The 14,558-nt window shown below is 39.4% G+C and carries 16 protein-coding genes; 11 read left to right on the top strand and 5 right to left on the bottom strand.

Features of this window, described 5'->3' with window-relative positions:
* Positions 1-3: 3 nt before the first annotated feature.
* From R3D00_05335 to R3D00_05325, 3 genes are read right to left on the bottom strand one after another with little or no spacing between them, the layout of a single operon-like run.
* Positions 4-411: a transposase family protein gene (locus tag R3D00_05335; GenBank protein ID MEZ4772587.1), complete on the bottom strand. Its 408-nt coding sequence runs from the start codon at positions 409-411 to the stop codon at positions 4-6.
* A 2-nt stretch (positions 412-413) separates the two neighbouring features.
* On the bottom strand, positions 414-905 hold the full coding sequence (locus R3D00_05330; protein MEZ4772586.1) for a hypothetical protein: 492 nt from the start codon (positions 903-905) through the stop codon (positions 414-416).
* A 43-nt stretch (positions 906-948) separates the two neighbouring features.
* A complete protein-coding gene (locus R3D00_05325) occupies positions 949-1,266 on the bottom strand; it encodes a hypothetical protein (GenBank protein ID MEZ4772585.1) in 318 nt (105 codons plus the stop codon).
* A gap of 219 nt (positions 1,267-1,485) precedes the next feature.
* Between R3D00_05325 and R3D00_05320 the strand changes: the two genes are divergently transcribed.
* Entirely contained in the window at positions 1,486-3,411 is a 1,926-nt protein-coding gene (locus tag R3D00_05320) for an adenylate/guanylate cyclase domain-containing protein (protein MEZ4772584.1), read from the top strand.
* Positions 3,412-3,863: 452 nt separating this feature from the next.
* Entirely contained in the window at positions 3,864-5,864 is a 2,001-nt protein-coding gene (locus R3D00_05315; protein ID MEZ4772583.1) for a tetratricopeptide repeat protein, read from the top strand.
* 77 nt (positions 5,865-5,941) lie between these two features.
* Here the strand turns inward: R3D00_05315 and R3D00_05310 are convergent, their stop codons facing one another.
* Positions 5,942-6,349, bottom strand: coding sequence for a transposase family protein (locus R3D00_05310; protein ID MEZ4772582.1), 408 nt, complete (start codon positions 6,347-6,349; stop codon positions 5,942-5,944).
* Between the two features lie 2 nt (positions 6,350-6,351).
* Entirely contained in the window at positions 6,352-6,843 is a 492-nt protein-coding gene (locus tag R3D00_05305) for a hypothetical protein (GenBank protein MEZ4772581.1), read from the bottom strand.
* Positions 6,844-6,871: 28 nt separating this feature from the next.
* On the opposite strand from R3D00_05305, the gene R3D00_05300 reads away from it, so the two are divergent.
* The 9 genes from R3D00_05300 to R3D00_05260 all read left to right on the top strand — a co-directional run bounded on the left by R3D00_05300 (position 6,872) and on the right by R3D00_05260 (position 14,289).
* Complete coding sequence (locus R3D00_05300; protein MEZ4772580.1) at positions 6,872-7,294, top strand: hypothetical protein; 423 nt, start codon at positions 6,872-6,874, stop codon at positions 7,292-7,294.
* Positions 7,295-7,406: 112 nt separating this feature from the next.
* Positions 7,407-8,051 carry an alpha/beta hydrolase gene (locus tag R3D00_05295; protein MEZ4772579.1) on the top strand — a complete coding sequence of 215 codons (645 nt, stop codon included), beginning with the start codon at positions 7,407-7,409 and terminating at the stop codon, positions 8,049-8,051.
* Between the two features lie 556 nt (positions 8,052-8,607).
* The gene (locus R3D00_05290; protein ID MEZ4772578.1) at positions 8,608-8,997 is read left to right on the top strand and encodes a tyrosine-type recombinase/integrase; all 390 of its coding nucleotides are present in this window, start codon (positions 8,608-8,610) and stop codon (positions 8,995-8,997) included.
* Between the two features lie 203 nt (positions 8,998-9,200).
* The gene (locus R3D00_05285) at positions 9,201-10,250 is read left to right on the top strand and encodes a CHAT domain-containing protein (protein MEZ4772577.1); all 1,050 of its coding nucleotides are present in this window, start codon (positions 9,201-9,203) and stop codon (positions 10,248-10,250) included.
* Positions 10,251-10,284: 34 nt separating this feature from the next.
* Positions 10,285-11,151, top strand: a complete 867-nt coding sequence (locus R3D00_05280) for a hypothetical protein (GenBank protein MEZ4772576.1) — start codon at positions 10,285-10,287, stop codon at positions 11,149-11,151.
* 124 nt (positions 11,152-11,275) lie between these two features.
* Positions 11,276-12,463: a protein kinase family protein gene (locus R3D00_05275; GenBank protein ID MEZ4772575.1), complete on the top strand. Its 1,188-nt coding sequence runs from the start codon at positions 11,276-11,278 to the stop codon at positions 12,461-12,463.
* 54 nt (positions 12,464-12,517) lie between these two features.
* Positions 12,518-12,868: a transposase gene (locus R3D00_05270; protein ID MEZ4772574.1), complete on the top strand. Its 351-nt coding sequence runs from the start codon at positions 12,518-12,520 to the stop codon at positions 12,866-12,868.
* A gap of 147 nt (positions 12,869-13,015) precedes the next feature.
* The gene (locus R3D00_05265) at positions 13,016-13,831 is read left to right on the top strand and encodes a helix-turn-helix domain-containing protein (GenBank protein ID MEZ4772573.1); all 816 of its coding nucleotides are present in this window, start codon (positions 13,016-13,018) and stop codon (positions 13,829-13,831) included.
* Positions 13,832-13,908: 77 nt separating this feature from the next.
* A complete protein-coding gene (locus tag R3D00_05260) occupies positions 13,909-14,289 on the top strand; it encodes a VOC family protein (GenBank protein ID MEZ4772572.1) in 381 nt (126 codons plus the stop codon).
* Positions 14,290-14,558: the final 269 nt, after the last annotated feature.

Here is a 14,558-nt window from a genome sequence, read left to right as displayed (position 1 = left end):
TAATCAATTAGTTAGGTTAAAATTCCATAAACCGGCGGAAATTCCGGCGACTTTATTGTAAAAACAGATATTTTTTGTCCGGATACGATCACTCATAAAGCGAAATCGTTTCATTCCGGCGATGGAATTTTCCACCTTTACCCGAAAAGAACTTTTCTCCCGATTGCACTTTTTCTGCTCTTCGCTCAAAGCTGTTTTCTTCTTTTTCTTCTCCGGGATTTGCAGTTGTCCCATGCGATAGATTTTCTCGATTCCCTGATAGCCCAAATCAACGTGGACCGTCTGGTGATCCAACCATCCCCCCTTTTCCGGCTGCAACTCCATTTTCAAAATCGTAAAGTCATGACAAGTGCCCTGATAGGCATAACTGAGGTAACGGATGCATTTATCTGCGTTGGCAAAAATCATCATTTTCAGGGTATGGGTCTTTTTTTTCCACTGTATAAATCTTTCTGATCCTGTTGATTCACAGGGCGTTGGATCCGTTGCTCGGTTGCATCGATGATGATATCGGATTCCGTTTTCCAGTGTTCCATAAAGTCTTCTTCGGTGGCATATTCCCGCCGCGGCAGATAGCCCCCTCGCGCCAGCGCGGCCTGTAGAACCGTTAAACACATCCCCTGCGTTGCATGCGCATTCGAGGGCGCCAGGTCAAAACTCAAGCCCAGAAGGTCATAGCTTAACCCACTTTTGATGCTAAACAGTCCAAAAAATAGCAACGATTCATACGTCTGAAACGTCGAGGGCGAAGCCTGGTTTTCCTGACGTCTTGTCAAGGACTCTCCAAACATTTCTTCGTAGGCTTCCCCAAATAATCTCACCAATTTTTTAAATTGCTCTTCGGTCAGACCTGTGCTCGATCGCCATTGCCGTTCACTTCGTATCGACGTATATGATATACCCATTTTCTCTTTTTTCTACAAGCTACTACTTTTGACTATCAATCACTTACACCAGAACAAGTCTAAAGAATTGATAAAAGCCATTTACAGTGAAAAAACCATTACCATTAAGGATGATATATATTCTTTGATACTTGAAAAACAAGAAGAATAAAAGCACCCAACACCTAAGTCTTCGTGCGGCGCGCAGCGCCCAGTATGAAAACGCTGAGTGCAGCGCCATCTGCGCCACGTGGTGGGCATAATTCTTCAGCGTGCTCCCGCTCTTCCCCGAGAGGCTCATCTGACCCTTCATCAACTCATACAAGGCCTCAAAGCCTGCTACTTCGCTTGCAGGCCTGATCAAGCAGGTTCTTTTTTTCATGGCACTGGAATTTAAAGGGTAAATCCCCTAATTTAGGACGCACGGACTTGGAAAACTACCGAAGGTTTCGTGTAACAATGTATATACAACATAGGCGAAATATTAGTAAAATCAAGGCTTTGGGTTCGTATCAAACTTTGTGCTTAACTGAAAGATTAGAGCTTCTAAATCGCCGGCTTTTTATATACTAACCGTTATGCCATTTAATGATACCTCACAATGAAAGAAACCTTCCTCTTTATCATAATAAACATTTTGGGCATTGCCCTAAAAGCCCAGAGCCTTGATTCTTTATATACTCTATGGCAAGACCAAACCCAACCTGACTCAACGCGTGTACAGGCGTACGAAGATTACATCGTGAACGACTACCTGTACTCATGGCCGGACACGGCAGCCATCCTGGCCGAAGCCCTGCACACCTATGCGAAGAAACAGCATTACCCCAAAGCTTCTGCTACAGGCTATAAGCTGCAAGGCATGGCAAACTATGTCTTAGGCAATTACCCCCAGGCTCTGGAATACTTCCAAAAGTCTCTGGCGATTCAGGAAGAACCCGGGGATAAAAAAGGCATCGCAAAAAATTTGAACAATATCGGACTCATTTACATGAGCCAGGGCAATTATCCCCGTGCGTTGGAATACTTGCAAAAGTCGCAGGCGATTAAAGAAGAACTCGGGGATAAAAAAAGCATCGCAACCAGCTTGGGCAACATCGGACTCATTTACCATGAACAAGGCAATTACCCTCGTGCCCTGGAATACTACCAAAAGTCGCTGGCGATTAAGGAAGAACTCGGCGATAAAAAAAGTATCGCGGGTGGCCTGGTCAATATTGGCATCATTTACTATGGTCAGGGCAATTACCCCAGCGCCCTGGAATACTACCAAAAGTCGTTGACCATTTTTGAAGAACTCGGGGATAAAATTGGCATCGCAACCAGCTTGGGCAACATCGGCCACATATACTCGGATCAGGGCAACTCCCCTCTCGCTCTGGAATACTACCAAAAGTCGCTGGTAACCGGAGAAGAACTCGGGGATAAGAATGGCATGGCAGATATCCTAAGCAATATCGGCATCCACTATAAAAAGGAAGGTAAAAACTTAAGCGCACTGAAATATTGCCAAAGAGGCCTGGCACTAGCGGAAGAAATTGGTGCTTTAGATCTCCAAAAAGAAGCCTGCCAATGCCTCTACAATACCTACAAAACCATGGGCAAGGACAAGAATGCCCTGGCTTATTATGAACAAATGATTGCTGTGCGGGATAGCTTGTTCAACGAAGAGAACACCAAGAAACTCACCCAACTGGAAATGCAGTATGAGTTTGATAAGAAGGAAGCTACTACGAAAGCAGAGCAGGAAAAGAAAGATGCCTTGGCCGCACAGGAACTGAACCGACAAACCATGGCAAGAAATGGGTTCATGGGCGGATTTGTGGTGGTACTCCTGTTTGCGGGCGTGTTCTTCGTGCAGCGTAACAAAATAAGCAAGGAAAAGCAACGCAGTGAAGAACTCCTGCTCAACATTCTACCCGAAGAAATCGCCCGGGAGCTCAAAGAAAAAGGCAAAGCGGATGCCCGTGACTTTGATCTGGTGAGCATCCTGTTTACCGATTTTGTTTCCTTCACCGAAATCTCCGAAAAGCTCAGTGCCTCCGAACTGGTGAGCGCAATCAACCAATGCTTTGAAGCCTTTGACGTCATCATGGATAAATACGGCATAGAAAAGATCAAGACCATTGGAGATGCCTATATGGCTGCCGGAGGATTACCCGTAACCACGGACGATTCAACGAAGAACACGGTATTGGCCGCACTGGAAATGCAGTCCTTCATTCAGGACCGAAATACCAAACTGGAAGCAGAAGGAAAGCTGGGATTCCAGATGCGCGCGGGAATCCATATTGGTCCGATAGTAGCGGGTATCGTGGGTGTAAAGAAATTCCAGTACGACATCTGGGGCGATACCGTAAACACCGCCAGCCGCATAGAAAGCGCTGGCAAGGTGGGCAAAGTAAACATCAGCCAAGCTATCTACGATTTACTTAAAGACGATGCTGATTTAACCTTCGAAAGTCGTGGAAAGATCAGAGCAAAAGGTAAGGGAGAGATAGAGATGTATTTTGTGTCAAAGGCTTAAATGAAAAGAGAATTCTGCACCCAACAACTAAGTTTTAATGCGGCGCGGAGCGCCCAGTGTCCCCTTCCCCTAAGCTGCACCAGGTCTAATGTAGAGTACCCGCTCATCCAAGTACCCGTTTCTCATGGGAAAAAAGGCTGAAAATTGGGGACAAAAAAGACAGAAAGTCCCAACTCCTCAACCTGCCCTGCTTTTTAAGCAGTTGGCTGGAGCTGTATATGGACTGGTTTGTGGGGAGGTGAGAAGCGAGACAGAAAAATGCTACCGCCAGAGAAATTTTTTGGAGTGATGGAAAATATTGGTAGATTCAGATACTTGGCTGACGTTCTTTGCAGATAATCGGTATTTGCGGAAGGATGTCCGCTGGAGGGTAGGGATTTTGAGGATATTTAGGGGATATACGCAATATTGCGGATACACTGATGTTCGCTTCAACTATAAAAATAAAAAAAATGAAAAATATTGTTTATAAAAGTGCTATCTATACAAAGGGTGATGTCCATGTAGGAGATAAGTATTTTATAAACGGTGAAGAATATGTTATACCCATTACTTTGAATACACTACCTTATGTAGATGAATCTGATGTCATAGGAAGGGAATTTGAATTGAAAGAACTCAAACAACTGTTTGATGAAAATGATAAAGTCATTCTTGTAAATGGAACAGGTGGCATTGGGAAAACTACTCTTGCTAAATATTTTATTGCGAAACACAGGAATTCATATAACTATGTTGCCTGGATTAATATTAACAAGAATACACTTGAATCATTCATCTACGAAACACAATTGGTTGATAGTTTAAGACTAAAACCAGAATTTGATTTAACTCAACAAGATGCTGATTGGCAGAAGAATTGTTTTGAAATTCTCATCAACAGAATGCGACAATTGAAAATAAAGGATAAAGAGTCACATAATTTGTTGGTAATTGATAATGCATCGGAAGACATTGAACATGCCGCAATTATTGACAATATTGCATTACGTCCTAATTGGAAGGTACTTGTAACATCACGAGAAAAATTGATTGGATTTTTAGAATTCGAGTTAAGTGAACTATCTGATGTAAATGCCAAAACACTATTTTATCATCACTATAACTACCAAAAGGACGATTCCAAAGTAGAAGAAATTTTAAGACTAATTGAAAAACACACACTTTTAATAGAAATTATATCAAAATTAGGACAATCTTATAGGTGGGGGCTGTCAGAAATATTGGATTTGTTAAAAAAAAAGGGTATGAATATTTCGTATCCAAATATGCCAAAACTGGCTCATAACAAAAATCAACGTATTTACGCAGTAGTGGACTATCTGATTGATGTATTGAAAGTAAATAAAATTGAAGATGAAACAGAAAATTTCTTAAAACATTTTTCATTGTTTCCAAGTACTTTTTTATCATACTCAAAAACGCCCGAGATAAATCTATTGGAATTTTTGAAAATTGAATCCCCATCAGAAAAAAAGGATAATCTGACTAAAAATTTAAATTGGTTGGTTCAAAAAGGATTTTTACAATGGAGCAAACAAGATGATACATTTAGAATGCATCCTATAATTAGTGATGTTGTAAGGAAGAAATATGAGTTCAAATTATCTGAATTTATTGAATACTCTAATTACATAAATGAAAAATTGAAAGTAAATTATGCCGAAAGCGAATCGCCAATCAAGAAAGGTAAATTCATAATGTTTTCTGAAAATTTAATTGACGTGATAAGTGCAAAAAGAAAAAAATTCTTGGTTGATGATTCTCTGTTGGGTGAAATGATGATATCATTAGGAATGTTTTATTTTTCTTCTGGAAAATACGAAACTGCATTGCGATTTGAAGGCTCTGCTGTTAAATTATGTGAAGATGTTTTCGGTCAAAACTCTGAAAGATTAGCGGATGCACTAAACAGCAAAGCAGAGACATTAACATTTTTGGAAAAATATGAAGAAAGTATAATGGCGCATCAAAATGCATTAGCCATTCGCTATAAAATTCATCCAAAACAAAGCAAAGAAATTGCTCAATCACTTCATAATTTAGGTAATACTTATTATTACTCTGATGATTACAAAAAATGTTTATACTTTTATAAGAAATCAGTAAAAATATGGGAAAAGACATTAGACAATAATCACTCTTACTTAGCGGCAGCCTACACCAATATTGGCAACACTTATAGATATTTAGGGAATTTTGAACGGAGTTTGTTCTACCACAAAAAATCACTAAAAATCAGGTTGACTTTTAATGACAATCAAAACCCTGATTTAGCAAAAACTTTTTGGAGTATTGCAGCAACCTATTATGACAATAAACAAACAAAATTAGCGAAAAAGTTTATGGCAAGGGCAATAGAAATATTTAATTCCTACTACGAAGAAAATCATCCCCTTTTAGTTAGCGCAACTGAATGGCAGGATAAAATCAATCAATCATTAAATAATTAACAATGGCGGAAAAGGCATTAGAATTTTTGCTTGGAATAATAACCAAGAATGAAATTAGACTTGTTCTGGTTTGATACTCAATTAGTTAGGTTAAAGTTCCATAAACCGGCGGAAATTCCGGCGACTTTATTGTAAAAACAGATATTTTTTGTCCGGATACGATCACTCATAAAGCGAAATCGTTTCATTCCGGCGATGGAATTTTCCACCTTTACCCGAAAAGAACTTTTCTCCCGATTGCACTTTTTCTGCTCTTCGCTCAAAGCTGTTTTCTTCTTTTTCTTCTCCGGGATTTGCAGTTGTCCCATGCGATAGATTTTCTCGATTCCCTGATAGCCCAAATCAACGTGGACCGTCTGGTGATCCAACCATCCCCCCTTTTCCGGCTGCAACTCCATTTTCAAAATCGTAAAGTCATGACAAGTGCCCTGATAGGCATAACTGAGGTAACGGATGCATTTATCTGCGTTGGCAAAAATCATCATTTTCAGGGTATGGGTCTTTTTTTTCCACTGTATAAATCTTTCTGATCCTGTTGATTCACAGGGCGTTGGATCCGTTGCTCGGTTGCATCGATGATGATATCGGATTCCGTTTTCCAGTGTTCCATAAAGTCTTCTTCGGTGGCATATTCCCGCCGCGGCAGATAGCCCCCTCGCGCCAGCGCGGCCTGTAGAACCGTTAAACACATCCCCTGCGTTGCATGCGCATTCGAGGGCGCCAGGTCAAAACTCAAGCCCAGAAGGTCATAGCTTAACCCACTTTTGATGCTAAACAGTCCAAAAAATAGCAACGATTCATACGTCTGAAACGTCGAGGGCGAAGCCTGGTTTTCCTGACGTCTTGTCAAGGACTCTCCAAACATTTCTTCGTAGGCTTCCCCAAATAATCTCACCAATTTTTTAAATTGCTCTTCGGTCAGACCTGTGCTCGATCGCCATTGCCGTTCACTTCGTATCGACGTATATGATATACCCATTTTCTCTTTTTTCTACAAGTTACTACTTTTGACTATCAATCACTTACACCAGAACAAGTCTATTGTAAAAAAGTTCCCAGAAGAATTTATTAATTCTTCATTAGTTTGGATACGTTCATGGTTTTTAGTTGATGACATTGAGCACAAGTCTTCATCAGATGATTTTGTCAACATTAAAAACCAAGAGAACTTGATTCAAACAAAATTGCAGACCTTGTTAAAAGATGAAAAGTTTGTCAAGGAACTAAATTCATTCTTAAATACTGCATCAAAATTTGAGAACAGAAGTAAAAATATTGCAGACAATCTTGACGTAAAAACAAAAGACGAAATCATCATTGGAGATAAATTGATTAAAGTTGAAGGCGATTTCACTAATAAAAATGTGGTGAAAGACAGTTCGTTTGAGTCAAAAGAAGGTGGTTTTAGGCTTGGTGACGATTTTGAATAAAAATAAAGCGAACAAAGCACTGCCGACCATGCCGCCCAAAGCCCAACCCGCAAAGCCAACGCAGGGCGGCACGGGCGGCAGTGCAAACGTTATGCACCAAGATTAAAGAAAAATGAAAATCTATTTAATAAGTGGTCTAGGTGCGGACGCCAGGGTGTTTGAAAAGCTGAATTTTAAAGAATACGATACAGAATTAATTCATTGGTCCATTCCTGCAAAAGAAGAATCACTGGAATCATACGTAGAGAAATTGCTGGATCAAATAGAAGAAAAGGAAGGGATTACCCTTCTTGGCGTTTCATTTGGAGGGATAATTGCCCAGGAGATGGGTCGAAAAATTAATTGCCAAAGAATCATTCTGGTTTCGTCCATTGTAACTCCAAAAGAGTTCAGTTTTCCGGTCAAAATTTTACGAAGGGTGAGAATTGATAAATTATTTGGTGGTGTATTTCTGCGAAAGGCAGGAGAATGGTTTGCCCCTTACTTTTTCAGTGTAAAGGAAAAGCAGGAGAAAAAAATGCTCAAAGAAATCGTAAGGGAAACTGATATTAGATTTTTACGTTGGGCGATTAATAAAATAATGGAATGGCAGGAATTGGGGAACTCAGCTGAAATACTTCGGATTCATGGAAATAAAGATCGGATCTTCCCTGGCAAAAGAATAGAAGGAGCAGTAGTGATAAATAATGGAGGGCATTTTATGATATATAATCGTGCGAATGAAATCGTGAAAATCATTGAAGATGTAGTAAATTAAGGTGCATAACATGGGCTCAACCCCATTAAGTTAAGCCCAAAAAGCTCAGATTGACAAGGGTTGTTACCAGGTGGTTGATAAAGGCGTAGTCCCAGTGTCCCCTTCCCCTAAGCTGCACCAGGTCTAATGTAGAGTACCCGCTCATCGAAGTACCTGTTTCTCATGGGAAAAATGGCTGAAAATTGAGGACAAAAAAGACAGAAAGTCCCAACTCCTCAACCTGCCCTGCTTTTTAAGCAGTTGGCTGGAGCTGTATATGGACTGGTTTGCGGGGAGGTGAGGGGGGAAGGATAGCTTATTTTGGGGCTAAATTTACCTTTTGCAATTTTTTTCCATTGCTGGACGCAACAAAAGACAGAGCTTGTATATCACTATTTCGACTCAAACGCGCAATGCGTCTTTGAGCGATACTACGAAATTCGCAGTACATCAATAAATACAACCATGAGGAAGGCTATTACTGGACACGGTATAGGAACGGCAATTTTACGACCTGCGCCCCCGAAGAGCAGATCAGTTACCCGAGGTATTGAGCGAAGATGAGGTACAGAAATTGTTGACCTCAGTAAAAAACCTCAAACACCGATGTATTCTTTCTCTGATATATTCTGCGGGTTTGCGGCTCAGCGAATCGGTAAATGTGCGGCTCGATGATCTGTTGGTTGACAGAAAACAAATATTTATTAAAGCCGGAAAGGGAAAGAAGGACAGATATGTGATACTATCGGACAAAATATTTGGAATGTTGAAGAAATATCAGCAAATTTATAAACCTAGGTATTGGTTATTTGAAGGTCTGAACGACGAGCGCTACAGCCCGCGAAGTGTGCAGCAGATCATGCGGCGGGCGGTGGCGGAGTCAGGTATCAATCCGTTTGCGACGGTGCATACATTGCGGCATAGTTTTGCGACACATACTTCGGCAGGCTCAGCACAGGTATGTTAGAACGAGGCACTGATTTGCAGTATATACAACACCTATTAGGGCACGAATCTATCAAAACGACGGAGCGGTTTCTGCATGTGCGGAAGGACGCGGAGGAGAAACTGCGCAGTCCGCTGGAGGACATGGATCTAGAAGATATTTAGGGGATATACGCAATATTGCGGATACACTGATGTTCCCTGCAATAAAAAGGAAAACAAAAAATGAACAAAGAGCACATAATATTAAATATAAAAGGACTGATTGCCAATGGCAGGATTGAGGATGCCATTACAGAATTGCTTGGGTTTCTCAAACAACTACATCCCGACGGAGACAATTACCTAAACGAAGCAATCCTGCTGTCTTCAAGATACAACAAACTTCAAAAAGAAATACGAGTAGGAGTAATTTCTCATGGAGAGGAAACAATATCAAAAAATCAAATCAATTTTTCTTTCCTTGACCTTCTGAATAAAATAGAAAAAACAGAGATAGAAAAACCCAAAAAGGAAGAGTTTACTGTTCAAAATGTCAAGAACGTAGTTACAGGAAGTAACATATCAGCAGGAGGCGATGTCCACATAGGAGATATTCATAAGCAACATTCAGGAAGCGGCGATATCATAAGCGGCGATTCGATAACGAACTACTATGTAAATATTGGTGACAAAGTCCAGGCAGATGAAAAGAGAGTAGAAGCCTTGATACGCAGTCAAAACAAAATTAAAATATTGTTTCTTGCCGCAAATCCCCTCAATAGCAACCCACTAAGACTTGATAAAGAGATGAGAGAGATAGAGGCGGAGATTGTGAGGTCAAAGCACCGAGACAAGTTTGAATTTATTAAAGTAACAGCAGTTAGGGTAAAAGATTTGCAACAAGCCCTTTTAGATATTTCGCCTCATTTTGTTCATTTTTCGGGACATGGTACCACCGAAGGTATTGCTCTGCTTAATAATCAAACAGATAAGGCTGAAATTGTACAGTCAGAACCACTTGCGAATTTGTTCAAACTTTTCTCAAACGATGTTGCTTGCGTTTTCTTAAACTCTTGTTATTCAGAAAGTCAAGCAAAGCAAATTCGCCGTTTCATTTCAAATGTCATCGGAATGAATAATGCTGTTAACGACGATACTGCAATAGTATTTGCTACATCGTTTTATCAGGTTATTGGTTCTGGTCGTGAGATTAGGTTTGCTTTTGAGTTTGCAAAAAATTCAATTGACCTAAACAACGTAATAGGGGGTAACATCCCGATTTACCTTGACTAATCCTCAACTTTCTTTCAAAATTTATAACTATTCTATGTCTGAGCAAGTACTTTTAGCGGTAATCAGTCAAGCCGTATCTTCTATAAAAAAAGTAAGAAGCACATTGCTTGTTGCGGTCTTCGGAAGTGTCTTTGTATTTATTTGTGCATATAACACCTTCCCTTGGGGTTGGATGACTTCTGGAAAAGATTACAATAGTAAACTTAATGAATGGTGCTCGGCAAAGTCTCAATTGCCACAAGGCACTTTTCCTACTTCTGCCGACCCTAAGGTAAAGAAGTTATACGATGAATTTGAAAATCAATATAAAAAAAACACAAGCCTTTGTACTGATTTCAATTTAATTAAGCAAGAAGTAAGCGAAAAAAATTACATCTCACGAAAGTATATCGAAGTGCCTTTTACTACAGTTGTTTTCGATGTTAATGATTTAGGGCTTTTTAGTGGTGTCTTTTTAGCGTTGGTTACGTTAGTTCTTTGGTACAATTTAGGGCTAAAATATTCAAATATATACATAGCCCTCAACGTAATAAACGAAAAAGAAGTAAACGGAAATAAAAAAACATATTTTGACTTGCTTTCGATGGCGCAAATTCTCTCTATTCCTAATGAGAATAATGGCAATAATAATGCCTCTAAGTCGCTGGTAATCATACCTTACTTATTGTTTTTAACGCCATTCATCACGCACCTTACAGTATTGATTAACGATATTTCGACCTTTGTGAAGGTGTTTGAAATGAACCCTGTTTTGACAGTTGGCTCACTAATAATCGAAGCCATTTTACTGGTCATAATTCTAATTTTGTGCATAGGCTGCATCAATTTGGATAATAAAACTGACAAACTTTGGGAAAGTTATGAAAGACTTTTCACAATCGGCGATGAAAAGATGAAATAATAGCAGAGAACAAAGGATGTTCGCCAATGCCGCCGAAAGCCCCGTAAAAGCCAACGCACGGCGGCAAATGCGCACATCCACCCGTTGCGAGCTATGAAAAAAGCAGTACCAGAATATTTAAACCATGTATGAAACCTTGAAAGACCATATGAATATTGAGAATGAAATTGAAAAAATAAGCAGAAGCATTGGTGATATAAATTCTTCAGAATACGGATTTCTATACGAATTTTTTAATGACCCAAATCTTGTTGGCATTTTCGGAACGTTTCACTCCAATTTAGTACGGCTATTTGAACAAATGAATACTCGCTTACCTGTTACAGAAAACTCCAACGCTCATTTCTGGGCAGATCAAAGCAGGGAGCTTAAAAACAATATACGTCTGATCAATAGATTGAAAAGAAGCCTCAATAATACGAAACATAGCTTCAAAATTGATGAATACTATGATCAGTTGTTTGAAGAATGCTCTGAGTTCCTTGTTGAATCTGGTGGTAGCACAATGCCAATCGGTTTTAAAGAGATTGATATTTACTACACCAAACCAATTTTCTCACCAAACGACTCAATCACCCTAAAATCAAATCATTTTGAAACCATTGCTAATTTGCAGCTAATTGGTGAGGGATCATACGCTAAAGTTTTTAAATATAAAGACCTACAATATCAGAAGGATTTCGTCCTAAAAAGAGCAAAGTCTAATTTGAGCTCAAAAGAACTTTTACGTTTCAGAAGAGAATTTGACGAAATGAAACAGTTAAATTCTCCTTATATTGTAGAGGTCTATAAGTATTTTGAGGAATCGAATGAATACACTATGGAATTCATGGATAGAACTCTTGATGAACATCTTAAGTTTACCAATTCAAGCCTTTCAAAAGAAAAAAGAAAATTGATCTGCTACCAGTTCTTAAAAGGATTAGATTACTTGCACTCAAAAAATCTAATGCATCGAGATTTAAGCCCCAAAAATGTGCTTGTGAAAATCTATGAAAATGTGGAAGTTTTCAAAATATCAGATTTTGGTCTGGTAAAAACAATGAAAAGTGAACTAACGTCTTTAAGTACAGATTTTAAAGGATATTTCAACGACCCTCAATTAAAATTAGACGGGTTTTCTAATTACGCTTTTGAACACGAGATATATTCAGCAACTATGATCATCCTTTTTATACTCACAGGAAAAACAAATATGGACAAAATTAAAGACCAAAAGCTTGTTGAAATAAGGAATATAGGCCTCAATCCAGACAAATCAAAACGATTTAAATCTGTAGAAATTCTTATAGACCACATTAGAGCATGTTAGGATTTTAAAAATTGGGCAAAGGTCATTAGGTTGAGTTTGCAAACAAAAACCAAAATGACCACTCAGTATAGCGAACTCACTGATGCCCAATGGGAGTCAATATCGGAATTTTTTGATTGGAAACGCAAACGAACGATGCCGATCCGTTGTGTAGTGAATGCGATTTTGTATCTGGTACGGGCCGGATGTCAATGGCGAAATCTGCCGCCTCATTTTCCGAAATGGTCGGCCGTGTACTACTATTTTGATAAATGGAATAAAGATGGGACGATGGATCAGGTGAATCTAGCCTTAAATCAACAAGATCGGGTACGGGAAGGTCGTGCGGAGCTTCCTTCTCTTGTCTGTATTGACAGTCAAAGTGTTAAGCTGGCGCCCATGATCTGCCACCACCCCAATTGTTAGGACAGCAAACCTCTGTTCCGTGGCGCTTTCATTGCTTCAGGTTACGCTTTTTTTCTTAACTTAATGACCGTGAAAGTGGCTTACGACCATGCACCTAAACCGTTGTCGCCACCCACCGTTGTGCGTCATGATAAATAGGCCTAAACAGTGCAAAATGACTTTAACATAAGACGACTTTATCGACCTGCGCAACCGACCGTAAAAAAGGCAGGGCAAAGTGTTTCTTATCGGGAAGTTTCTCCAAACGACAGTCTCTCAAATATTATTTACTGCTATTGGGAATTGAAAACAGAAGAAAAACTTCAAGAACCTTTTACATACAGGGTGGTTGCTGATGGTTGCATTGATATTTTCTTTCAGCTTGACAAGCCTTCAGAAAATTTCGTAATGGGATTTTGTAAAAAATATACAGAGTTCCCACTTGACAATTCGTTTCATTATGTGGGTATTCGTTTTCCTCCGACAACGTTTCCTTCACTTTTTAACGTTGATGCAAAAGAATTGAGTAATCGTTTTGAACGACTTGAAATAGTATTACACGAAACTTCTGCATTCATTACAGACAATTTTTCTGCTGCAGACGGCTTTGAAAAAATTAAATTCAGATTTGATAAATACTTCACAAACATAGCGGCAAAAGCCAATACCGCTTTGGACAGCCGCTTTCAAAATGCCTTGAATATCATTCTAAAAAATTATGGGGTTGTAAATGTTCAGACAGATTTAGACATCGGCTTAAGCCAAAGACAGTTAAGACGTTACTTTGAATTTTATATTGGCGATACAGCCAAAACATTCAGTCAGGTGGTGCGTTTCCAAACCATTCTGAATGCCAAACCTTCAACACAAAGTCTTAGGCACAATAAAATATTCTTTGACCTTGGGTATTACGACCAAGCCCATTTCATAAAAGAGTTTAAGAATTTCTATGGTGTTACACCCAGCAAAGCCTTTGGAAGATAGAATGTCCGTTTTTTACAAGGCTATGGTTTTTAGCGCTTGTAATTTTGCCTCATCATCAACTTAAAAACGGATAAGATATGAAACTCAACGCAGGTATACTTACAGAAAAGTTGGCAGAGAGTAAGGCTTTCTACACTGACAAATTAGGATTTGGAGTAACATTTGAAAACGAATTTTACCTTTTGTTACATACGCCTAATCGACAGGCTGAACTTAGTTTTTTGTTACCCCATCACCCAACACAACAAACATTTTTTCATCAACCGTTCAATGGACAAGGTATGTATCTAACCATAGAAGTAGATGACGTGGATACGATTTACAATAAACTGAAAAAGAACGGAGTTGAAATCAAAGTTGAATTAAGAGATGAGCCTTGGGGCGACAGGCATTTTGCTATTCAAGACCCTAACGGAATTGGTATTGATATCGTTAAGTATTCACCACCCCAGGAATAAGGTTGAAGTACTCCCCAATTGTTAGGACAGCAAACCGCTGTTCCGTGGCGCTTTCGTTGATTCAGGTTACGCTTTTTTTCTTAACTTAATGGTGGTGGACAATGGGCTTTGCGTCAGGCGCGGTGACGTGCAAATTTGGAACTTTGTGTCTGCCTCAGGCGGATTCAGTGCTGGTTGATCCGCAGGGGATAGAAGTAGCATAATTTGACATAGCTATTAATAACAACTTTTCTGTCAAAAAGAATAAAAAAAACTGAGCCTCCTGTAGA

The organism is Bacteroidia bacterium (assembly GCA_041391665.1).
GTDB lineage: Bacteria > Bacteroidota > Bacteroidia > J057 > J057 > JAGQVA01.
The sequence above is the reverse complement of the archived record's forward strand: the minus strand, read 5'-3'. Positions and strand labels throughout refer to the sequence as shown.

Excerpts from the sequence above, each read along its gene's own strand:
- R3D00_05305 (MEZ4772581.1), bottom strand. The coding sequence starts at position 6,843 with ATGGGTATATCATATACGTCGATACGAAGTGAACGGCAATGGCGATCG.
- R3D00_05325 (MEZ4772585.1), bottom strand. The coding sequence starts at position 1,266 with ATGAAAAAAAGAACCTGCTTGATCAGGCCTGCAAGCGAAGTAGCAGGC.
- R3D00_05295 (MEZ4772579.1), top strand. The coding sequence starts at position 7,407 with ATGAAAATCTATTTAATAAGTGGTCTAGGTGCGGACGCCAGGGTGTTT.
- R3D00_05310 (MEZ4772582.1), bottom strand. The coding sequence starts at position 6,349 with ATGATGATTTTTGCCAACGCAGATAAATGCATCCGTTACCTCAGTTAT.
- R3D00_05315 (MEZ4772583.1), top strand. The coding sequence starts at position 3,864 with ATGAAAAATATTGTTTATAAAAGTGCTATCTATACAAAGGGTGATGTC.
- R3D00_05335 (MEZ4772587.1), bottom strand. The coding sequence starts at position 411 with ATGATGATTTTTGCCAACGCAGATAAATGCATCCGTTACCTCAGTTAT.
- R3D00_05280 (MEZ4772576.1), top strand. The coding sequence starts at position 10,285 with ATGTCTGAGCAAGTACTTTTAGCGGTAATCAGTCAAGCCGTATCTTCT.
- R3D00_05320 (MEZ4772584.1), top strand. The coding sequence starts at position 1,486 with ATGAAAGAAACCTTCCTCTTTATCATAATAAACATTTTGGGCATTGCC.
- R3D00_05260 (MEZ4772572.1), top strand. The coding sequence starts at position 13,909 with ATGAAACTCAACGCAGGTATACTTACAGAAAAGTTGGCAGAGAGTAAG.
- R3D00_05270 (MEZ4772574.1), top strand. The coding sequence starts at position 12,518 with ATGACCACTCAGTATAGCGAACTCACTGATGCCCAATGGGAGTCAATA.
- R3D00_05285 (MEZ4772577.1), top strand. The coding sequence starts at position 9,201 with ATGAACAAAGAGCACATAATATTAAATATAAAAGGACTGATTGCCAAT.
- R3D00_05275 (MEZ4772575.1), top strand. The coding sequence starts at position 11,276 with ATGTATGAAACCTTGAAAGACCATATGAATATTGAGAATGAAATTGAA.
- R3D00_05330 (MEZ4772586.1), bottom strand. The coding sequence starts at position 905 with ATGGGTATATCATATACGTCGATACGAAGTGAACGGCAATGGCGATCG.